At 61.5% G+C, this 15,518-nt stretch carries 15 protein-coding genes and 1 pseudogene; 2 read left to right on the top strand and 14 right to left on the bottom strand.

Going from position 1 to position 15,518, the window contains the following annotated elements; translation table 11 throughout:
* Positions 1-41: 41 nt before the first annotated feature.
* The 7 genes and pseudogenes from AC1RGE_RS13465 to AC1RGE_RS13435 all read right to left on the bottom strand — a co-directional run bounded on the left by AC1RGE_RS13465 (position 42) and on the right by AC1RGE_RS13435 (position 5,665).
* The gene (locus AC1RGE_RS13465) at positions 42-1,538 is read right to left on the bottom strand and encodes a phage tail sheath subtilisin-like domain-containing protein (protein WP_492584446.1); all 1,497 of its coding nucleotides are present in this window, start codon (positions 1,536-1,538) and stop codon (positions 42-44) included.
* Positions 1,538-1,720 (bottom strand): DUF2635 domain-containing protein, encoded by a 183-nt coding sequence (locus tag AC1RGE_RS13460; RefSeq protein ID WP_011059562.1) that lies wholly within the window; start codon positions 1,718-1,720, stop codon positions 1,538-1,540. The genes AC1RGE_RS13465 and AC1RGE_RS13460 overlap by 1 nt, the downstream gene beginning before the upstream one ends.
* A complete protein-coding gene (locus AC1RGE_RS13455) occupies positions 1,717-2,298 on the bottom strand; it encodes a phage tail terminator protein (RefSeq protein WP_492584444.1) in 582 nt (193 codons plus the stop codon). The genes AC1RGE_RS13460 and AC1RGE_RS13455 overlap by 4 nt, the downstream gene beginning before the upstream one ends.
* A 157-nt stretch (positions 2,299-2,455) precedes the next feature.
* Entirely contained in the window at positions 2,456-3,592 is a 1,137-nt protein-coding gene (locus AC1RGE_RS13450) for a glycosyl hydrolase family 18 protein (RefSeq protein WP_492584443.1), read from the bottom strand.
* A gap of 49 nt (positions 3,593-3,641) precedes the next feature.
* Positions 3,642-3,953: pseudogene (locus AC1RGE_RS13445) on the bottom strand (phage late control D family protein); the annotation flags it as partial.
* Positions 3,954-4,051: 98 nt separating this feature from the next.
* The gene (locus AC1RGE_RS13440; RefSeq protein WP_011059558.1) at positions 4,052-4,402 is read right to left on the bottom strand and encodes a phage holin family protein; all 351 of its coding nucleotides are present in this window, start codon (positions 4,400-4,402) and stop codon (positions 4,052-4,054) included.
* A 516-nt stretch (positions 4,403-4,918) separates the two neighbouring features.
* Positions 4,919-5,665, bottom strand: a complete 747-nt coding sequence (locus AC1RGE_RS13435; protein WP_019093195.1) for a LexA family transcriptional regulator — start codon at positions 5,663-5,665, stop codon at positions 4,919-4,921.
* A 186-nt stretch (positions 5,666-5,851) separates the two neighbouring features.
* On the opposite strand from AC1RGE_RS13435, the gene mutS reads away from it, so the two are divergent.
* Positions 5,852-8,431: a DNA mismatch repair protein MutS gene (gene mutS / locus AC1RGE_RS13430; protein WP_011059556.1), complete on the top strand. Its 2,580-nt coding sequence runs from the start codon at positions 5,852-5,854 to the stop codon at positions 8,429-8,431.
* 143 nt (positions 8,432-8,574) lie between these two features.
* On the top strand, positions 8,575-8,898 hold the full coding sequence (fdxA, locus tag AC1RGE_RS13425; protein WP_011059555.1) for a ferredoxin FdxA: 324 nt from the start codon (positions 8,575-8,577) through the stop codon (positions 8,896-8,898).
* A gap of 512 nt (positions 8,899-9,410) precedes the next feature.
* On the opposite strand, the gene rpoS is transcribed toward fdxA, so the two are convergent.
* The 7 genes from rpoS to fghA form a co-directional block, all read right to left on the bottom strand.
* Positions 9,411-10,418, bottom strand: a complete 1,008-nt coding sequence (gene rpoS, locus AC1RGE_RS13420) for an RNA polymerase sigma factor RpoS (RefSeq protein WP_011059554.1) — start codon at positions 10,416-10,418, stop codon at positions 9,411-9,413.
* A 106-nt stretch (positions 10,419-10,524) separates the two neighbouring features.
* Entirely contained in the window at positions 10,525-11,385 is an 861-nt protein-coding gene (locus AC1RGE_RS13415; protein ID WP_011059553.1) for a peptidoglycan DD-metalloendopeptidase family protein, read from the bottom strand.
* 212 nt (positions 11,386-11,597) lie between these two features.
* Complete coding sequence (locus AC1RGE_RS13410) at positions 11,598-12,233, bottom strand: protein-L-isoaspartate(D-aspartate) O-methyltransferase (RefSeq protein WP_169892832.1); 636 nt, start codon at positions 12,231-12,233, stop codon at positions 11,598-11,600.
* A 41-nt stretch (positions 12,234-12,274) separates the two neighbouring features.
* Positions 12,275-13,024 carry a 5'/3'-nucleotidase SurE gene (gene surE / locus AC1RGE_RS13405; RefSeq protein WP_011059551.1) on the bottom strand — a complete coding sequence of 250 codons (750 nt, stop codon included), beginning with the start codon at positions 13,022-13,024 and terminating at the stop codon, positions 12,275-12,277.
* Positions 13,012-14,070 (bottom strand): tRNA pseudouridine(13) synthase TruD, encoded by a 1,059-nt coding sequence (gene truD, locus AC1RGE_RS13400; protein ID WP_072443135.1) that lies wholly within the window; start codon positions 14,068-14,070, stop codon positions 13,012-13,014. Before truD ends, surE begins: the two co-directional genes overlap by 13 nt.
* Complete coding sequence (gene ispF, locus AC1RGE_RS13395) at positions 14,067-14,540, bottom strand: 2-C-methyl-D-erythritol 2,4-cyclodiphosphate synthase (protein ID WP_011059549.1); 474 nt, start codon at positions 14,538-14,540, stop codon at positions 14,067-14,069. Before ispF ends, truD begins: the two co-directional genes overlap by 4 nt.
* Before the next feature lie 52 nt (positions 14,541-14,592).
* Positions 14,593-15,438, bottom strand: a complete 846-nt coding sequence (gene fghA / locus AC1RGE_RS13390) for an S-formylglutathione hydrolase (RefSeq protein WP_019093198.1) — start codon at positions 15,436-15,438, stop codon at positions 14,593-14,595.
* Positions 15,439-15,518: the final 80 nt, after the last annotated feature.

Below are 15,518 nucleotides of genomic sequence, written 5' to 3'. Positions count from 1 at the left end.
GCTCAAGGCGGGCTGAAAAAGCGCAGCGATGCAGGTCCGGCTCAGGCCGCCGCGTCGTACTGCAGGCGGAATTGGTTGAGCAGCGCGAATACCCGCAGGCCGTTGATGTAGTCCGGCGGGAACAGCACGTTGACCCGGCTCGGGTCCTGCACATCGCGCTCGACGATCAGGTGCTCGGCGAACAGCTCGGCGTTCTCCACATGGCCCTCCAGCTCCAGCTTGGCGTACTGGGCAATCAGCTCACCGCGAATGGTGCTCGGGGTAACGATCGGCTGGCCGGCGCCGAAACGAGTGCCGTCGGCAGCCAGCTTGTGGCGCCCGTATTTGCTGGTGATCACGCTTTGCAGGCGGCGCACGATGAACGCCGACTGGTGCATGGTTTCGCTGTCCAGGTAGGAGTTGTCGGCCTGGCCGTAGGCGTTCTTCTGGTAGGTGGTGATCGCCCGCTGAATACGCATGTAGCCGCCTTCGTAGTAGGCGGTGGCGATGCCGTAGCTCAGCAGCGACTGGCGCTCGGTGAGGGTGAAGCGCTCGCTGGCCGGCGCCGGGTCGACGCCCGGCAGGCTGCCGCTCTGGGTCGGGCGGCTGGCATCGGCGGAGATGAACACCGAAGTCCGCGCCGCCAGGGCGGCGGCCTGGACCCACACCGGTTGCGGCACGCCGGTTTCCAGGGCCTGGATGGTGATGTGCTGGTCGTTGCGTGCCTGGCCGGCCGCCACCAGGGTGCCGACGGTGCCGCGCTTGGCGCTGTAGACATGGCCGAACAGCTGCTTGGCCCAGGACCAGCGGCCGGTGTTGTCGTCCATCACCGTTTGCCAGGCATTCAAGCTGGCGGTATCGGTCCAGGGCATGCAGATGAACTCGAACGGCTCGTCGCCCAGGGCGGCCAGCGCCGCGACCTGATCCGGCACACCGGTGCCACCGGCCATCTTGCCCAGCACCAGGGTCAGGCCCGCCGGGGTCTCTTCGCCATTGCTCTTGCCCAGGCGATTGAGTTGCAGGCTGATGTCGTTGCCGCTGTCGCCGGTCCACTTGGCGTTCAGGGTCACAGTGCCCTCGGCCGCGGTGGCGGTCACCGGCAGATCTACTGCAGCGTTGACCTTCAAGGCCAGGGCGCTGGCCGCTTGTGCGGCACTGGCGCCGCTGACGATGGAGGCTTGCACCCGCACCCCACCGACGTACAGATTGAGCAGGCCGGCGGCGCTGGCGCTACCGCTGATCTTCAGCTCGGCCTTGGCCACGCTGCCCTCGGTGCTGTGCAGCGGCAGGCACCAGATCTCGCCCACCGGGTCGGTCTTGCGCCAGGTTTCGTACATCGAAGCGAGCATCGAGCCCTGGCCGCCGATGCTCCTGGCCAGGGCCACGCTGGACACCAGCACCAGTTTGCCGAGATCGTCGCCAGCCTGGTTGTCGTTGACCTGGGCGACGATCAGACGACGCATGGCCGAGGACGCGCTATTGGCCGCCGAATTGTCCATCTCGGCGTAGAACAGCGGCACACGGATGTCCGCCGGGATATTGCTGAAACCGATCGCCATTATTTGGCTCCTTGAGATTTCGCCGCTTTCACGGCTTTGCTAGTGATATCGCCATCGGCCAGACGCCGGCGCCACCAGGCGCTGTCCGACACTTCACGGCCGGAAGCGGGCAGCAGATCGCCCGCTTCCGGGTCCGGTACGGCGCGGCCGGCGACCGGCAGCACGGTGATGCGTTTGCTCATTGCTTCAGCTCTCCTGAAAAAGTCAGCTCCAGGCGCCCATCGGGCCCTGGGCGTTGCAGATTGGGGTCCGCCGGATCGATGGCATCGACCCGCACCGTGACCCCGGTCAAGGACGGCAAGCCGTCGAGTTCACGTTCATGCCAGGTTTCCGCCGGCTGGCCGGGCAGGTTGCGCCCCAGCTGGAACTCGGCGAAGAAGCGCAGGCGGTAGAGCAGGCGGGTGGCGTCGAACGACACCAGTTCACCGCCGTCGTATTGGATCGGGTTGTACTCGGCGCCGGGCTTGAAGCCGACCAGGGCACGCCAGACTTCGGCGCGCAGGTCGTGGAGCGGATTCAGCGCTTTTGCAGGCTCGGCGGCGCCAAGCGCCAGGACCACGTCAAAGCGGTCGCGGATGGTCTGGCGAATGATGTTCTGCCCGGCGCTGGCACTGGCCAGATCGTTGCTGGGCGCCAGATAGGCGACTGGCATTGGCGCACCAACGCCTGAAGCAGAATCGGCATGGGTGCCGACAATGATGCGCCCGGTAAAGCTCGGGCACTGTGCTTGTAGCTGATCGAGAACAGCCGCGAGTTTCATGACAAGGCTCCTGGAACGGGATGAGGCTGCGGTGAGGCTTGTTTCTGCCGGGCATGAAAAAACCCGTCGAGACGGGTTTCGCAAAAGCGCTCTGGAATCACGGCCCCAGGCGTGCTGCAGAATCTGTGGCAGCCAGCTCCAGAGCCCATCCGGCCAGTCACTCCCGCCCGGTCGGCAAGAGCTCATTGCTGGCCTTGAGCCCTGACTGCAGCGCAGCCCAGAACTCGGCATTTTCATAGCCCATGGCCCAGACGCTGGTGCCGCCCAGGCCCAACCTGGTCACCAGGGCGGTCTTGGTCTTGATGCTGGCGGCATCGTCGTACCAGAGCACGGGTTGCGCTCGTTCCGGGGTCCATTCCACGCCATCGGCGAAGCTCTTGACCGGGCCCCAGGTGGCATAAGGCGTCGCAGAAGCGGCATCCCGATGAGTGGCTGCCCGGTGCTCGGCAATGATTTCCTGATAGGCCGACCAGTGCACCCGGTTGCCGATGCTGTAGTCCTGGCCGTATGCGGGCAGCCCCGCCAGGATCTTGCTCGCCGGGACTCGGGAAACGGCGTAACTGAGCAGCGCCTGCTGCCAGTCGAAGCCCGATTCGGGGCCGGGCCAGGCTTCATTGTGAAAGCCGCCGCTGCTCCAGCCCGGCCCGACCTGGTCGTAGGTCATCACCTGGAAGTAGTCCACCGCCGCGCCCAGGGCCTTGTAGTCGTAGCCCTGCAGGTACTCAGGCTCGGTGTCGCTGAGCTTGGGCGGTATGCTGATGATCAGCTTCTTGTTGCCGGCATGCAGGGCGTTGCCCAGGGTCTTGACGAAGGCGCAAAACGCGGCGCGATTCCTGGGTTCGACCTTCTCGAAGTCCAGGTTGATGCCGGCGAATCCGCCCTCTTTGGCCAGCTTGACCAACTGCTTGACGGTGCCGGCGCTCAAGGCCCGGTCGTTGAGGATGGAGTGGGAAATAGCCGGGTCGAAGGCGCCGATGTCTTCGTTGTAGTCGGAAACAGTCGGGTACAGCGGCAGGGATTGGCTCTTGGCAAAGCGGATGATGTTCTGCGTGGTTTCGTTCATGCCGTCCTGATGCAGCTTGCCGGTGACGGTCAGGCCGTAGGTGCTGCCCAGGCCGACGGCGGACAGGTTGCGGTGGAACGCCTGCAGATTGCTGTAGGACGCTTCGACCTGGCCGTCGGTATAGGCCAGGACAAAGGGTGCCGCATGGGCGGCAGCGGCCAGCAGCAAGCTGCAACCGGCGATCAAGGTCCGGAGAAAATGCCGGATCGCCAGGGTGATGCCTGGTTTCATGAATACTCCTGTGGGCGGGTTGCCCCGTCAGTGGGAATGGGATCAAGGCTTAAAGCTGCTCGACCCTGAGGGGGTTGCGGGCCTGGGGCGGCTTGCCCTTGGCCTTGGCCTTGCCTTGCTTGCCGCCGTTGCACTGGACCGTGGTCGTCCATCCGGCTTGGGTGAACAACTGTTCGACCGAGTCCACCAGATAGTCACCGTCGAGCCCGGCCTTGAAGCCCTGGGCATTGATCATTCGCTCGGCGAACAGATCGGTGCGCCCCGCAAGGTCCAGGCGCAGGCTGGCGGTACTGCGGTTGAAGGCCGCCAGGCGCGCCTTGGCGGCCTGCTCGGCGGCAGACTGGTTCGGGTAGAGGTGGCGGTACACTCATCGCCTGCTTCCAGAATCAGGCCGAAGCGGCCCCGGCGGCGAAAGCCCGGGGCGCACGACCGTGTTGAGGGCGGTAGCCGCCCGGTGAGTCAAGGCTGGTCCGAATGGGAATCCCGGGAAGGCGGTTCGCATACCCCGATGCGCTTGGCCGCCCAGCGCTCATAAAGGCCAATGGCGACGTCGGCGCCGGCCATGGCGGTCAGGCAACCGAAGGCGCAGGCGGTCCAGATCGACACGCCGGCGGCATACAGCAGCATGATCGCCGAGACCCCGCAGACCACGCAGGCCCCGGAGCGCAGCGCCAGGCGCCGCAGCAGCGACCAGCCACGGGCGCCCTCCTTGTCGGCGCGCCACATTTCGCCGGAAACGCCACCGACCAGGGCCAGGACGATGACCAGCCAGATCGGCATGTCCAGCAACGCTTGTTGCTCGTTTGTCATTCACGTCTCCCGTGCGGATTGGGGCCAGCGAAATGGCCGGTTGATAGAAGGCTGATAACGATGTTTCAAAGGGTCCCTGTCTGTTGGTGGCCCACGTTAGGCAGGCATTCCAAAAAGCCCGGTCGCCCGGGCTTTTCAGTAATGCAAACCTTGGTCTTTCGGCACTACTGGTGCGGTACGGACCCATTCAAATTGTTCCTCCGACCGCGACCCTGTCCGCCGGATAACTGCTTCTGGTGCTTTACGCTGCACACCCGGGCCAGTTGCCAACCCTCTGAACCGTCGAGGCCGGTTCATCGCTGCCTTTGCTTTGCCACTAAAGAGCGTCTTTGCAGCCGCTGTTGCGCGGCTTGAGGCTCATATTATGCATTCATGCATATGCAGTCAATGCGTAAATGCATTTATTTATGCGCAAGATTTGCTGAAATGCATGGAAGGCGCATAAACAAAGGGCTGGGGATTTTTCGCGGGCAAAAAAAGCCCGCTCAAGGGCGGGCTTTGTTCAAGAGGGCTGGCTTAGCGGGCGTACATGCCCCACCAGAAGACGTGACCGAGGATGCTGATCTGCTCTTCCTGGATCTCCTGGAAGCTGTAGTCCTCATCCGGGTGTTCATCGCGGTTGAAGCTGCGCAGGCGGATCCCTGTAGGTAGGCGATACAGCTGCTTCACCCGCAATTGGCCGTTGTGGTTGATCGCGTAGAGGTCGCCATCAACGATGTCGCCAATTGCGCATTTGCCGGCATTGACGCCCACCGTGGCGCCGTCCCGCAGCACCGGCAACATGCTGTTGCCACGCACCGTGACGCACTTGGCCTGGTCGAACTGCACGCCGTTGTGCCGCAGGCTGCGCTTGCCGAAGCGCAGGCTGGCGCGTTCGCTTTCCTCGATGACGAATCTTCCTGATCCAGCAGCCAATTCAACCTCGCGCAGAAAGGGAACCGACACCTCGTCGTCATCGACAGGGGTATCGTCGTCCCACAGGCTTATGTCCTTGAGTTCCGAATGAATCTCGTCACGGGGCGCAGCAGCCCGGGCAGGCGCGATATCCACGCGCCCACGCAACTGGTCGGTGCTCACCTGGAAGTATTCGGCGATCCGCGAGATGTGCTTATCCGAAGGATCGACGATCTTCCCGCTGAGAATCCGCGAGAGGGTGGATTGAGGCACACCGGTGCGACGGTGAAGCTCCGTGGGGGAGATTCCGTCACGATCCAGCAGCTCTCTTAAGACAGTAGAAACGTTGCGTATTTGCATAGAACGCATATTGCTTGATCTTTTGCGCAATGACAAATGCTGATTTGCATATATGTAATGCATTTACCGGACAACCACAGGAGCGCCTTGGTGCCTGCGAGGCCGGGGCACCCATGGTAACCTTGCCGCCATCTGCAAAAAGCCGAGCCCAGCGCTCCTTTGCTTCACCCATTCAACGAATCCGCCTGAATACCGATGAGTAAAAATACCTCCGATCTGTCCTCCCACACGCCGATGATGCAGCAGTACTGGCGCCTCAAGAACCAGCACCCTGATCAGTTGATGTTCTACCGCATGGGCGACTTCTACGAGATCTTCTATGAAGACGCGAAGAAGGCCGCCAAGCTGCTGGACATTACCCTGACGGCGCGCGGGCAGTCGGCCGGCCAGGCGATTCCCATGTGCGGTATTCCCTACCACGCCGCCGAGGGCTACCTGGCCAAGCTGGTAAAGCTCGGCGAGTCGGTGGTGATCTGCGAACAGGTGGGGGACCCGGCGACCAGCAAGGGCCCGGTGGAACGCCAGGTGGTGCGTATCATCACGCCAGGCACCGTGAGTGACGAGGCTCTGCTGGATGAGCGCCGCGACAACCTGATCGCCGCCGTGCTGGGCGACGAGCGTCTGTTCGGCCTGGCGGTGCTGGACATCACCAGCGGCAACTTCAGCGTCCTGGAGATCAAGGGCTGGGAGAACCTGCTGGCCGAGCTGGAGCGGATCAACCCAGTGGAGCTGCTGATCCCCGACGACTGGCCACAAGGCTTGCCGGCGGAAAAACGCCGCGGTGTGCGACGCCGTGCCCCCTGGGATTTCGAGCGGGACTCGGCGCACAAGAGCCTCTGCCAGCAGTTCTCTACCCAGGACCTCAAGGGCTTTGGCTGCGAAACCCTGACCCTGGCCATCGGCGCCGCCGGTTGCCTGCTCAGCTATGCCAAGGAAACCCAGCGTACCGCCCTGCCCCACCTGCGCAGCCTGCGTCATGAGCGCCTGGATGACACCGTGGTGCTGGACGGTGCCAGCCGTCGCAACCTGGAACTGGACACCAACCTGGCGGGCGGGCGCGACAACACCCTGCAATCGGTGGTCGACCGCTGCCAGACCGCCATGGGCAGCCGTTTGCTGACCCGCTGGCTGAACCGCCCGCTGCGCGACCTCAAGGTGCTGGAAGCGCGCCAGTCCTCTATTACTTGCCTGCTGGACGGCTACCGTTTCGAACGGCTGCAACCGCAGTTGAAGGAAATCGGCGATATCGAGCGGATTCTGGCGCGAATCGGCCTGCGCAATGCTCGTCCGCGGGACTTGGCCCGTCTACGTGATGCCCTGGCTGCACTGCCCGAGCTGCAAGAAGCCATGACCGAGCTGGAGGCCACTCACCTCAATCAGCTGGCCGCCACCACCAGCACCTACCCGGAGCTGGCCGCTCTGCTGGCCAAGGCCATCATCGACAACCCGCCGGCGGTGATCCGTGACGGCGGTGTACTCAAGACCGGCTACGACGCCGAGCTCGACGAGCTGCAGTCGCTGAGCGAGAACGCCGGACAGTTCCTGATTGACCTGGAAGCCCGCGAGAAAGCCCGTACCGGCCTGGCCAACCTCAAGGTCGGCTACAACCGTATCCATGGCTATTTCATCGAGCTGCCAAGCAAGCAGGCCGAACAGGCCCCGGCGGACTACATTCGCCGCCAGACATTGAAAGGCGCCGAGCGCTTCATCACTCCGGAACTCAAGGAGTTCGAAGACAAGGCGCTATCGGCCAAGAGCCGTGCCCTGGCCCGGGAGAAGATGCTCTACGACGCGCTGCTGGAAACCCTGATCAGCCATTTGCCGCCGTTGCAGGATACCGCTGGTGCCCTGGCTGAGCTGGACGTGTTGAGCAACCTGGCCGAGCGCGCCTTGAACCTGGACCTCAACTGCCCACGTTTTGTCAGCGAGCCTTGCATGCGCATCACCCAGGGTCGTCACCCAGTGGTGGAGCAAGTATTGACCACTCCGTTCGTGGCCAACGACCTGAGCCTGGACGACAACACGCGGATGCTGGTGATCACCGGTCCGAACATGGGCGGTAAATCCACCTATATGCGCCAGACGGCCCTGATCGTGCTGCTGGCCCATATCGGCAGCTTCGTCCCGGCGGCGAGCTGCGAGCTGTCCCTGGTGGACCGGATCTTTACCCGGATCGGTTCCAGCGACGACCTGGCCGGCGGCCGTTCGACCTTCATGGTGGAAATGAGCGAAACCGCGAACATCCTGCACAACGCAACGGAACGCAGCCTGGTGCTGATGGACGAAGTGGGACGCGGTACCAGCACCTTTGACGGACTTTCCCTGGCCTGGGCTGCGGCAGAACGTCTCGCCCACCTGCGCGCCTATACCCTGTTCGCCACCCACTATTTCGAACTGACGGTACTGCCGGAAAGCGAGCCGCTGGTGGCCAACGTGCACCTCAATGCCACCGAGCACAATGAGCGCATTGTGTTCCTGCACCATGTCCTTCCAGGCCCAGCCAGCCAGAGCTATGGGCTGGCGGTAGCCCAGCTGGCCGGGGTTCCCAGCGCAGTCATCACCCGCGCCCGGGAGCACTTGAGCCGCCTGGAAACCACCAGCTTGCCCCATGAAGTGGCGCCTCAAGCGCCGGGCAAACCCTCGGTTCCGCAACAAAGCGACATGTTCGCCAGCCTGCCGCACCCGGTGCTCGACGACCTGGCCAAGCTGGATCTGGATGACATGACGCCACGCCGAGCGCTGGAAATGCTCTATACATTGAAGACACGCATCTAACGCGAACGCCTTCAAGCTGTTAGAATCTCGCGCGGTTTGGGATGCTGCGGACTATTAGCCTGGTTGCGCAGACTATCGCTCCCAAACCTGGCGACCCCGTCATGTAGGGGCTCCGCTGCCGCCGCCTGAGGAGAGAATTAGAAATGACCTTCGTCGTCACCGACAACTGCATCAAGTGCAAGTACACCGACTGCGTAGAAGTCTGTCCGGTGGACTGCTTTTACGAAGGCCCGAACTTCCTGGTGATTCACCCGGATGAGTGCATTGATTGCGCACTGTGTGAGCCTGAATGCCCCGCTGTAGCGATTTTCTCCGAGGATGAAGTCCCGGAAGAGATGCAAGAATTCATTCAGTTGAACGTCGAGCTGGCAGAGATCTGGCCGAATATCACTGAAAAGAAAGATCCGTTGCCGGATGCCGAAGAGTGGGATGGCGTCAAAGGCAAGATCAAGGATCTCGAACGCTGATTCCCCCCGCGTTCCCAAAAGGCCCCTTGCGGGCCTTTTTGCGTTTCTGGGGCAAGGAAATGCCGGCGGGACTTTTCGACAGACGAAAAAAAGGGGCGGTATGACCCGCCCACATTTTTCCCTAGTCCCTGTGTTCCTTTTCATCGTCCTGATGAATCGCTTCCTGCGATGTCCTGACCATCGTCCTTGATGGCTGTGTCTATCCGTCGACACAGGGCTGATATTAGAGAGTTCCCCGGCAAGAGCAATCGCACTATTCGTGTGAAACTTTGTCGAAACTCATAGCCATTCATAAAAAATATTATATAAATCAATAATATAAAAAACAGCCTACGCAAAACTAGACAACGCAGAAGTAGCCGAGAACCGAATGCGTACGAAAAAGTAATCTTTGGCTTACATGACGGTTGAGAGTTAAGCCAACTTCTCTGGCAATAGCCCATTCAAAACCACAAGCTGCGTGCAATAAAAAGCCCCGAGTCGATCGGGGCTCTTGTGAATCGATCCAGTGGCTACTGAAACAGCGACTCACTGGACAATCCATTCTTCTCGAGAATTTCCCGAAGGCGCTTGAGCCCTTCAACCTGGATCTGCCGAACCCGCTCACGGGTCAGACCGATCTCCAGGCCCACATCTTCAAGGGTGCTGCTCTCGTGTCCACGCAGACCGAAGCGTCGAACCACCACTTCGCGCTGCTTCTCGGTCAATTCGGAAAGCCACTGATCGATACTTTGTGACAGATCGTCGTCCTGCAACAGCTCACAAGGATCTGTCGGACGGTCGTCGGTCAGGGTATCCAGCAGGGTCTTGTCCGAATCCGGGCCCAGGGAGACATCAACCGAAGAAACCCGCTCGTTCAGGCCGAGCATGCGTTTGACTTCGGCCACCGGCTTCTCCAGCAGGTTGGCGATTTCTTCGGGGGAGGGTTCATGATCGAGTTTTTGCGTCAACTCACGGGCGGCGCGCAAGTAGACGTTGAGTTCTTTGACCACATGGATCGGCAACCGGATGGTCCGGGTCTGATTCATGATGGCCCGCTCGATGGTCTGACGAATCCACCAGGTGGCATAGGTCGAGAAGCGGAAGCCGCGTTCCGGATCGAACTTCTCCACCGCTCGGATCAGCCCGAGGTTGCCCTCTTCGATCAGGTCCAGCAGCGACAGGCCACGATTGACATAGCGCCGGGCGATTTTCACCACCAGCCGCAAGTTGCTTTCAATCATGCGCTTGCGCCCGGCCGGATCACCACTTTGCGACAACCGCGCAAAGTGCACTTCCTCTTCGGGGGAGAGCAATGGAGAAAAACCGATTTCATTGAGGTACAGCTGCGTCGCATCGAGTGCACGCGTGTAATCAATGTATTTGTGTTGCTTTAATGAAGCGGAGCTTTTGGATTTGGTGCGAACGGAAGGTGGAGTTGCCCCCTCATTATTCGACATCGAATCCATATCGATGCTGCTCTCCATAAGGAGAACCTCATCGTCGATGTCAAACTCCGGCACTTCTTTACTGAGAGCCATTGTTATAGTCCTTTGGTGAGTTCGACCTCAGGCTCAAGCGGCGCCTTTATCCCTGGCAACGCTGGAGCCTGTTCCCTCTACGTGAGCGGAACAGGCTGGTAACGGATCAACGACGTGGCAGGAATTGCAGCGGATCTACAGGTTTACCTTGTCGGCGAATCTCAAAGTGCAGTTTCACCCGGTCTGTACCAGTTGATCCCATCTCGGCAATTGTCTGTCCGACTTTGACCTGCTGTCCCTCCCGAACCAATAGCTTGCGGTTGTGGCCGTAAGCACTGACGTAGGTTTCGTTGTGTTTGATGATGACTAATTCGCCGTAGCCCCTTAAGCCACTCCCGGCGTAAACCACCGTCCCATCAGACGCAGCTAAAACAGGCTGTCCCAAATCTCCGGCGATATCAATGCCTTTATTCAAACTACCGTTTGAAGAAAATTTTCCAATCAGAACACCGTTCGAAGGCCATCCCCAACCCGTAGGAGCGGGGCCCGCGGGGGTAGCCGGAGCAGGCGCCGGCTTGCTCGCTGGGTTGGTGGTGGTGGCAGTTGCAGGCGTTGTCGTGGTGCCTGCCGGGCGACGAATGACCGTGGTCTTGCTGGAGGAAGAGGCACTGGACTGGGTGCTGGTAACAACCGTCGCCGGCGTAGTGCCAGTGCGGCCGTCAAAGCGAATGACCTGCCCGGGATGGATGGTGTAAGGCTCGGCGATGTTGTTGCGAGCGGCCAGCGCCTTGTAGTCCCAGCCATAGCGGAAGGCAATGGAAAACAAGGTGTCTCCGCGACGCACCGCGTACTGCCCGGTGGTCACCGTAGGGCGCTGCGGCGCAACAGTGTTACTGCGCTCGACCACCCCCACGCTGCTGGATTTGGTGCTGGAGCAACCGACCAACAAGGAACTCAAGGCAAGGCCAATCATCAGTCGCTGAAAGCTTGTTGTACCTATACGCTGCGCAATGACTGTGAGACTCACCCGCCGCTCCCTTTGTGGTGGTTGACGATATAGATTGCCTGACTCAGGCGTGAAGTGACGCAAGTATAACTGGACACAGGCGCTTTACCGCTGGCCCAGCACAAGGACAGCCGCAAGAACCTGCCTCTGACCGTCGTATCACTCATTGACGATCGATACGGCACTAAGACACAGCCCGCCAGACAGAATTCACCCCAGCCTGATAAATGCCTTCAGGCCAGGGGACCATTGAGCAACGGCACAAAACGCACCGCCCCCAGGACGTGCCGGGCAAAGCCCTGTTCTTCACGGATGATCAGCATCAACTGCTGCACCTCCCCTGCCCCCACCGGAATCACCAGGCGCCCGCCAGGCGCGAGTTGATCGAGCAGGGCCTGGGGGATATCGGTGGCGACGGCAGTGACGATGATGCCGTTATAGGGCGCCAGCGCCGGCCAACCTTCCCAGCCGTCTCCCCAGCGAAACACGACGTTGCGCAGGTTCAATTCCTGCAGGCGCTCCTTGGCCCGGTCTTGCAGGACCTTGATCCGCTCCACCGAAAACACCCGCTCCACCAGCTGCGACAACACCGCCGTCTGGTAGCCCGAGCCGGTACCGATCTCCAGTACCTTGTCCAGCGGCCCGGCCGCCAGCAGCAGCTCACTCATGCGGGCCACCATATAAGGCTGGGAGATGGTCTGGTTGTGGCCGATCGGCAGCGCCGTGTCTTCATAGGCACGATGGGCCAGGGCCTCATCGACAAACAGATGCCGCGGTGTGCGCCGAATCACTTCCAGTACCTGAGGGTTGGACAACCCCTCGTCATACAGGCGCTGGATCAGGCGTTCGCGGGTACGCTGGGAAGTCATGCCGATTCCCCGCCGCAGCAGATCGTCTTGCTCGCGAGCCATCAGCGCAGCCCCTCCAACCAGCCATCCAGACTCCTGAACGCGTCATTGAAGGTGCGATCCAGCTGCAGCGGCGTGACAGACACGTAGCCCTGCATCACTGCATGAAAGTCGGTACCGGGCCCGCCGTCCTCGGCGTCGCCGGCGGCAGCGATCCAGTAACCCGCCTTGCCGCGGGGGTCGACCACCTTCATCGGTGCCGCAGCACGGGCGCGATGGCCCAGGCGGGTCAGCTGGATGCCCCGAATATGATCAAGCGGCAGGTTGGGAATATTCACGTTCAACACCGTCCGTGGTGGTAAATCCAGCAAGCCCTGGGCTTGCACCAGCTTGCGCGCGAAATAGGCTGCGGTCGCAAGGTTCTCCACCTGGCGCGAGACCAGCGAAAAGGCGATCGCAGGGCGTTGCAGGAAGCGCCCTTCCAATGCAGCGGCGACCGTCCCGGAGTACAGCACGTCATCACCGAGGTTGGCCCCCAGGTTGATGCCCGACACCACCATGTCCGGGTCATGCTCCAGCAGGCCGTTGAGCCCCAGGTGAACACAGTCGGTGGGGGTGCCATTGATGCTGATAAAGCCGTTGCCAAGGGTGTGCGGATGCAACGGACGGTCGAGCGTCAGCGAGCTGCTGGCGCCGCTTTTGTCTTGATCCGGAGCGATAACCACGCACTCGGCGTAATCCGCCAGCGCAGCGTGCAACGCCGCGATACCGGGTGCAGTTACCCCATCATCGTTAGAAATCAGAATGCGCATGAGCTGTCCGTCTGCCCCACCGGCACCAGATCGACGAGTTCACGCACCAAGGCGGTGGCGAAACATCCGGCCGGGAGGACGAATTCCAGTTGCAGAATATCAGGCTCGGGATAATGCCACGTCAAACCGCCAATGGGCAGCCGCAGGATGCGTCGTTCGTGGCTCATGCCGGCTTTTATCAGCCATTCGCACAGTGCCGCCTCGCGGTCGGCCATCTGCTGTTCAAGTTCATGAACCGCACCACCCGCCGGAGACTCGCCTTCGCCCCACAACGGGCCTGTGGGATGCAAGTCAAGAATTGCCAGGCGCGGATCCGTGCATTCATCCGGGCCGGCCATGAAAAAGCTGCGGCTGTCGGTAAATGCCAGCAAGTCGCCCACTTGCGCCTGCTGCCAAGTGCCGTCCGCCACTCGCGCTGCCAGCGCCTGGTTGAACAGGTAGCTGCGGGCGGTGGACAACAGGCGCGAACGCACATTGCGCTGCTCCGGCAGCGCCTGGCGGGCAGCCCAGCTACGGGCGTCCGTCAGGTTGCCACCGTCGTAGCCGAAGCGCTGGGCGCCGAAATAGTTGGGAATACCTTGAGCGGCAATCCTCTTCAGGCGCTCGTCGATGGCTGCCTGATCCGCCTTGAGCTCTGTCAGACGCAGGGTAAAGCCATTGGCGGCATGGGCCCCACGCTGCAATTTGCGCTTGTGGCGGGTGGCCTCGAGGATCTTCAGAGTGTGATTTTCCGCTGCGCCAAGATCCGGATCGGCCTTGCCCGGCAGTTGCACACTGAACCACTGGCGGGTCAGCGCCTGGCGATCCTTGAGCCCGGCATAGCTGACAGTGCGCAACGACACCCCCGCCGCCTTGGCGATCCGCCGCGCCGCTTCCTCGGTGTTCAAGCCGCGTTTTTCCACCCACAGCCACAGATGCTCGCCTTCCCCGCTCAGCGGGATATCGAGTACTTCATCAACCTGGAAGTCTTCGGCAGTGGCCTTGAGTACGGCGCTGCCCAGGGCATCGCCATAGGCCCGCGGGCCCAACAATTGCAGTTCATTCATGGGCGTTGCAACAAGGCCACGGAATGCACGGCGATGCCTTCCTCGCGGCCGACAAAGCCGAGTTTTTCGGTGGTGGTTGCCTTCACGTTCACCTGGTCCAGCTCGACCTGCAGGTCCTCGGCAATCAAGGCCCGCATGGTTTCAATGTGAGGTGCCATTTTCGGTGCCTGGGCGACGATGGTGTTGTCGACGTTGCCGATCTTCCAGCCCTTGGCATGAATCAGCGCGACAACATGACGCAGCAGGACACGGCTGTCGGCGCCCTTGAACTGCGGGTCGGTGTCCGGAAAGTGCTTGCCGATATCACCCAGCGCGGCAGCGCCCAGAAGGGCATCACTGAGTGCGTGTAACAGCACATCACCATCGGAGTGCGCGAGCAGCCCGAAATGGTGGGCAATACGCACCCCCCCCAACGTGATGAAGTCGCCCTCAGCGAAACGGTGCACATCGTAGCCGTGGCCAATACGCATAAAAAAACGCCCCGAAAAAGTCAGGGCGTGATTCTACCTGCTTTGGCAGGTATTAGGCGTTAAGAGCACGTGCATGGTGCTGCAAGTGGTCGTCTATGAAACTGGCGATAAAGAAGTAGCTGTGGTCGTACCCCGGCTGCATCCGCAACGTCAGCTCATGCCCGGCATTCTTTGCCGCTTGCTGCAGCACTTCAGGCTTGAGCTGGCCGGCGAGGAAATCGTCACGATCCCCCTGATCCACCAGCAACGGCAGCTTCTCGGTGACTTCGGCGATCAGCACGCTGGCATCCCACTCGCGCCAGCGTGAGCGTTCCTCCCCCAGGTAACGGGAAAACGCCTTCTGCCCCCAGGGGCAATCCATCGGGTTGCTGATGGGAGCGAAGGCCGAAACCGACTGATAGCGCCCCGGATTACGCAGCGCGCACACCAATGCCCCGTGACCGCCCATGGAGTGCCCGCTGATCCCACGCTTGTGCGAAGCGGGAAAATGCGCCTCCACCAGCTCCGGCAGCTCGTTCACCACATAATCGTGCATCCGGTAATGCTGGGCCCAGGGCTCCTGCGTCGCGTTCAGGTAGAACCCGGCACCCAGACCGAAATCCCAGGCACCGTCCGGGTCACCGGGCACGCCGGGGCCACGCGGGCTGGTATCCGGAGCGACGATGATCAAGCCCAGCTCGGCAGCCATGCGTTGAGCCCCGGCCTTGTGCATGAAGTTCTCGTCGGTACAGGTCAGGCCGGACAACCAGTAAAGCACCGGCAGCTTGCCGCCCTGTTCGGCCTGGGGCGGCAAATACACGGCGAACACCATGTCACAGCCCAGCACCCGGGAATGATGCTTGTAGCGTTTATGCCAGCCGCCGAAGCTTTTCTGGCAGGAAAGGTTTTCCAGACTCATGGCAGACCTCCAGCGGCACGCCGCAAGCCATGGGCCGCAAGCGGAACTCCCGCTTGGCGCCTGTGGCTTGCCGCCTGCCG

Source organism: Pseudomonas sp. GW823-FHT02C05, assembly GCF_058797595.1.
Note: the sequence above shows the minus strand (reverse complement) of the source record. Positions and strands in the feature narration are given on the sequence as shown.

What these genes read in the sequence shown, in the direction of transcription:
- mutS (WP_011059556.1), top strand. Translation starts at nt 5,852, where the DNA reads ATGAGTAAAAATACCTCCGATCTGTCCTCCCACACGCCGATGATGCAG.
- surE (WP_011059551.1), bottom strand. Translation starts at nt 13,024, where the DNA reads ATGCGCATTCTGATTTCTAACGATGATGGGGTAACTGCACCCGGTATC.
- AC1RGE_RS13435 (WP_019093195.1), bottom strand. Translation starts at nt 5,665, where the DNA reads ATGCGTTCTATGCAAATACGCAACGTTTCTACTGTCTTAAGAGAGCTG.
- AC1RGE_RS13440 (WP_011059558.1), bottom strand. Translation starts at nt 4,402, where the DNA reads ATGACAAACGAGCAACAAGCGTTGCTGGACATGCCGATCTGGCTGGTC.
- AC1RGE_RS13460 (WP_011059562.1), bottom strand. Translation starts at nt 1,720, where the DNA reads ATGAGCAAACGCATCACCGTGCTGCCGGTCGCCGGCCGCGCCGTACCG.
- AC1RGE_RS13450 (WP_492584443.1), bottom strand. Translation starts at nt 3,592, where the DNA reads ATGAAACCAGGCATCACCCTGGCGATCCGGCATTTTCTCCGGACCTTG.
- truD (WP_072443135.1), bottom strand. Translation starts at nt 14,070, where the DNA reads ATGAATGAACTGCAATTGTTGGGCCCGCGGGCCTATGGCGATGCCCTG.
- fdxA (WP_011059555.1), top strand. Translation starts at nt 8,575, where the DNA reads ATGACCTTCGTCGTCACCGACAACTGCATCAAGTGCAAGTACACCGAC.
- AC1RGE_RS13465 (WP_492584446.1), bottom strand. Translation starts at nt 1,538, where the DNA reads ATGGCGATCGGTTTCAGCAATATCCCGGCGGACATCCGTGTGCCGCTG.
- AC1RGE_RS13455 (WP_492584444.1), bottom strand. Translation starts at nt 2,298, where the DNA reads ATGAAACTCGCGGCTGTTCTCGATCAGCTACAAGCACAGTGCCCGAGC.
- ispF (WP_011059549.1), bottom strand. Translation starts at nt 14,540, where the DNA reads ATGCGTATTGGCCACGGCTACGATGTGCACCGTTTCGCTGAGGGCGAC.
- fghA (WP_019093198.1), bottom strand. Translation starts at nt 15,438, where the DNA reads ATGAGTCTGGAAAACCTTTCCTGCCAGAAAAGCTTCGGCGGCTGGCAT.
- AC1RGE_RS13410 (WP_169892832.1), bottom strand. Translation starts at nt 12,233, where the DNA reads ATGACTTCCCAGCGTACCCGCGAACGCCTGATCCAGCGCCTGTATGAC.
- rpoS (WP_011059554.1), bottom strand. Translation starts at nt 10,418, where the DNA reads ATGGCTCTCAGTAAAGAAGTGCCGGAGTTTGACATCGACGATGAGGTT.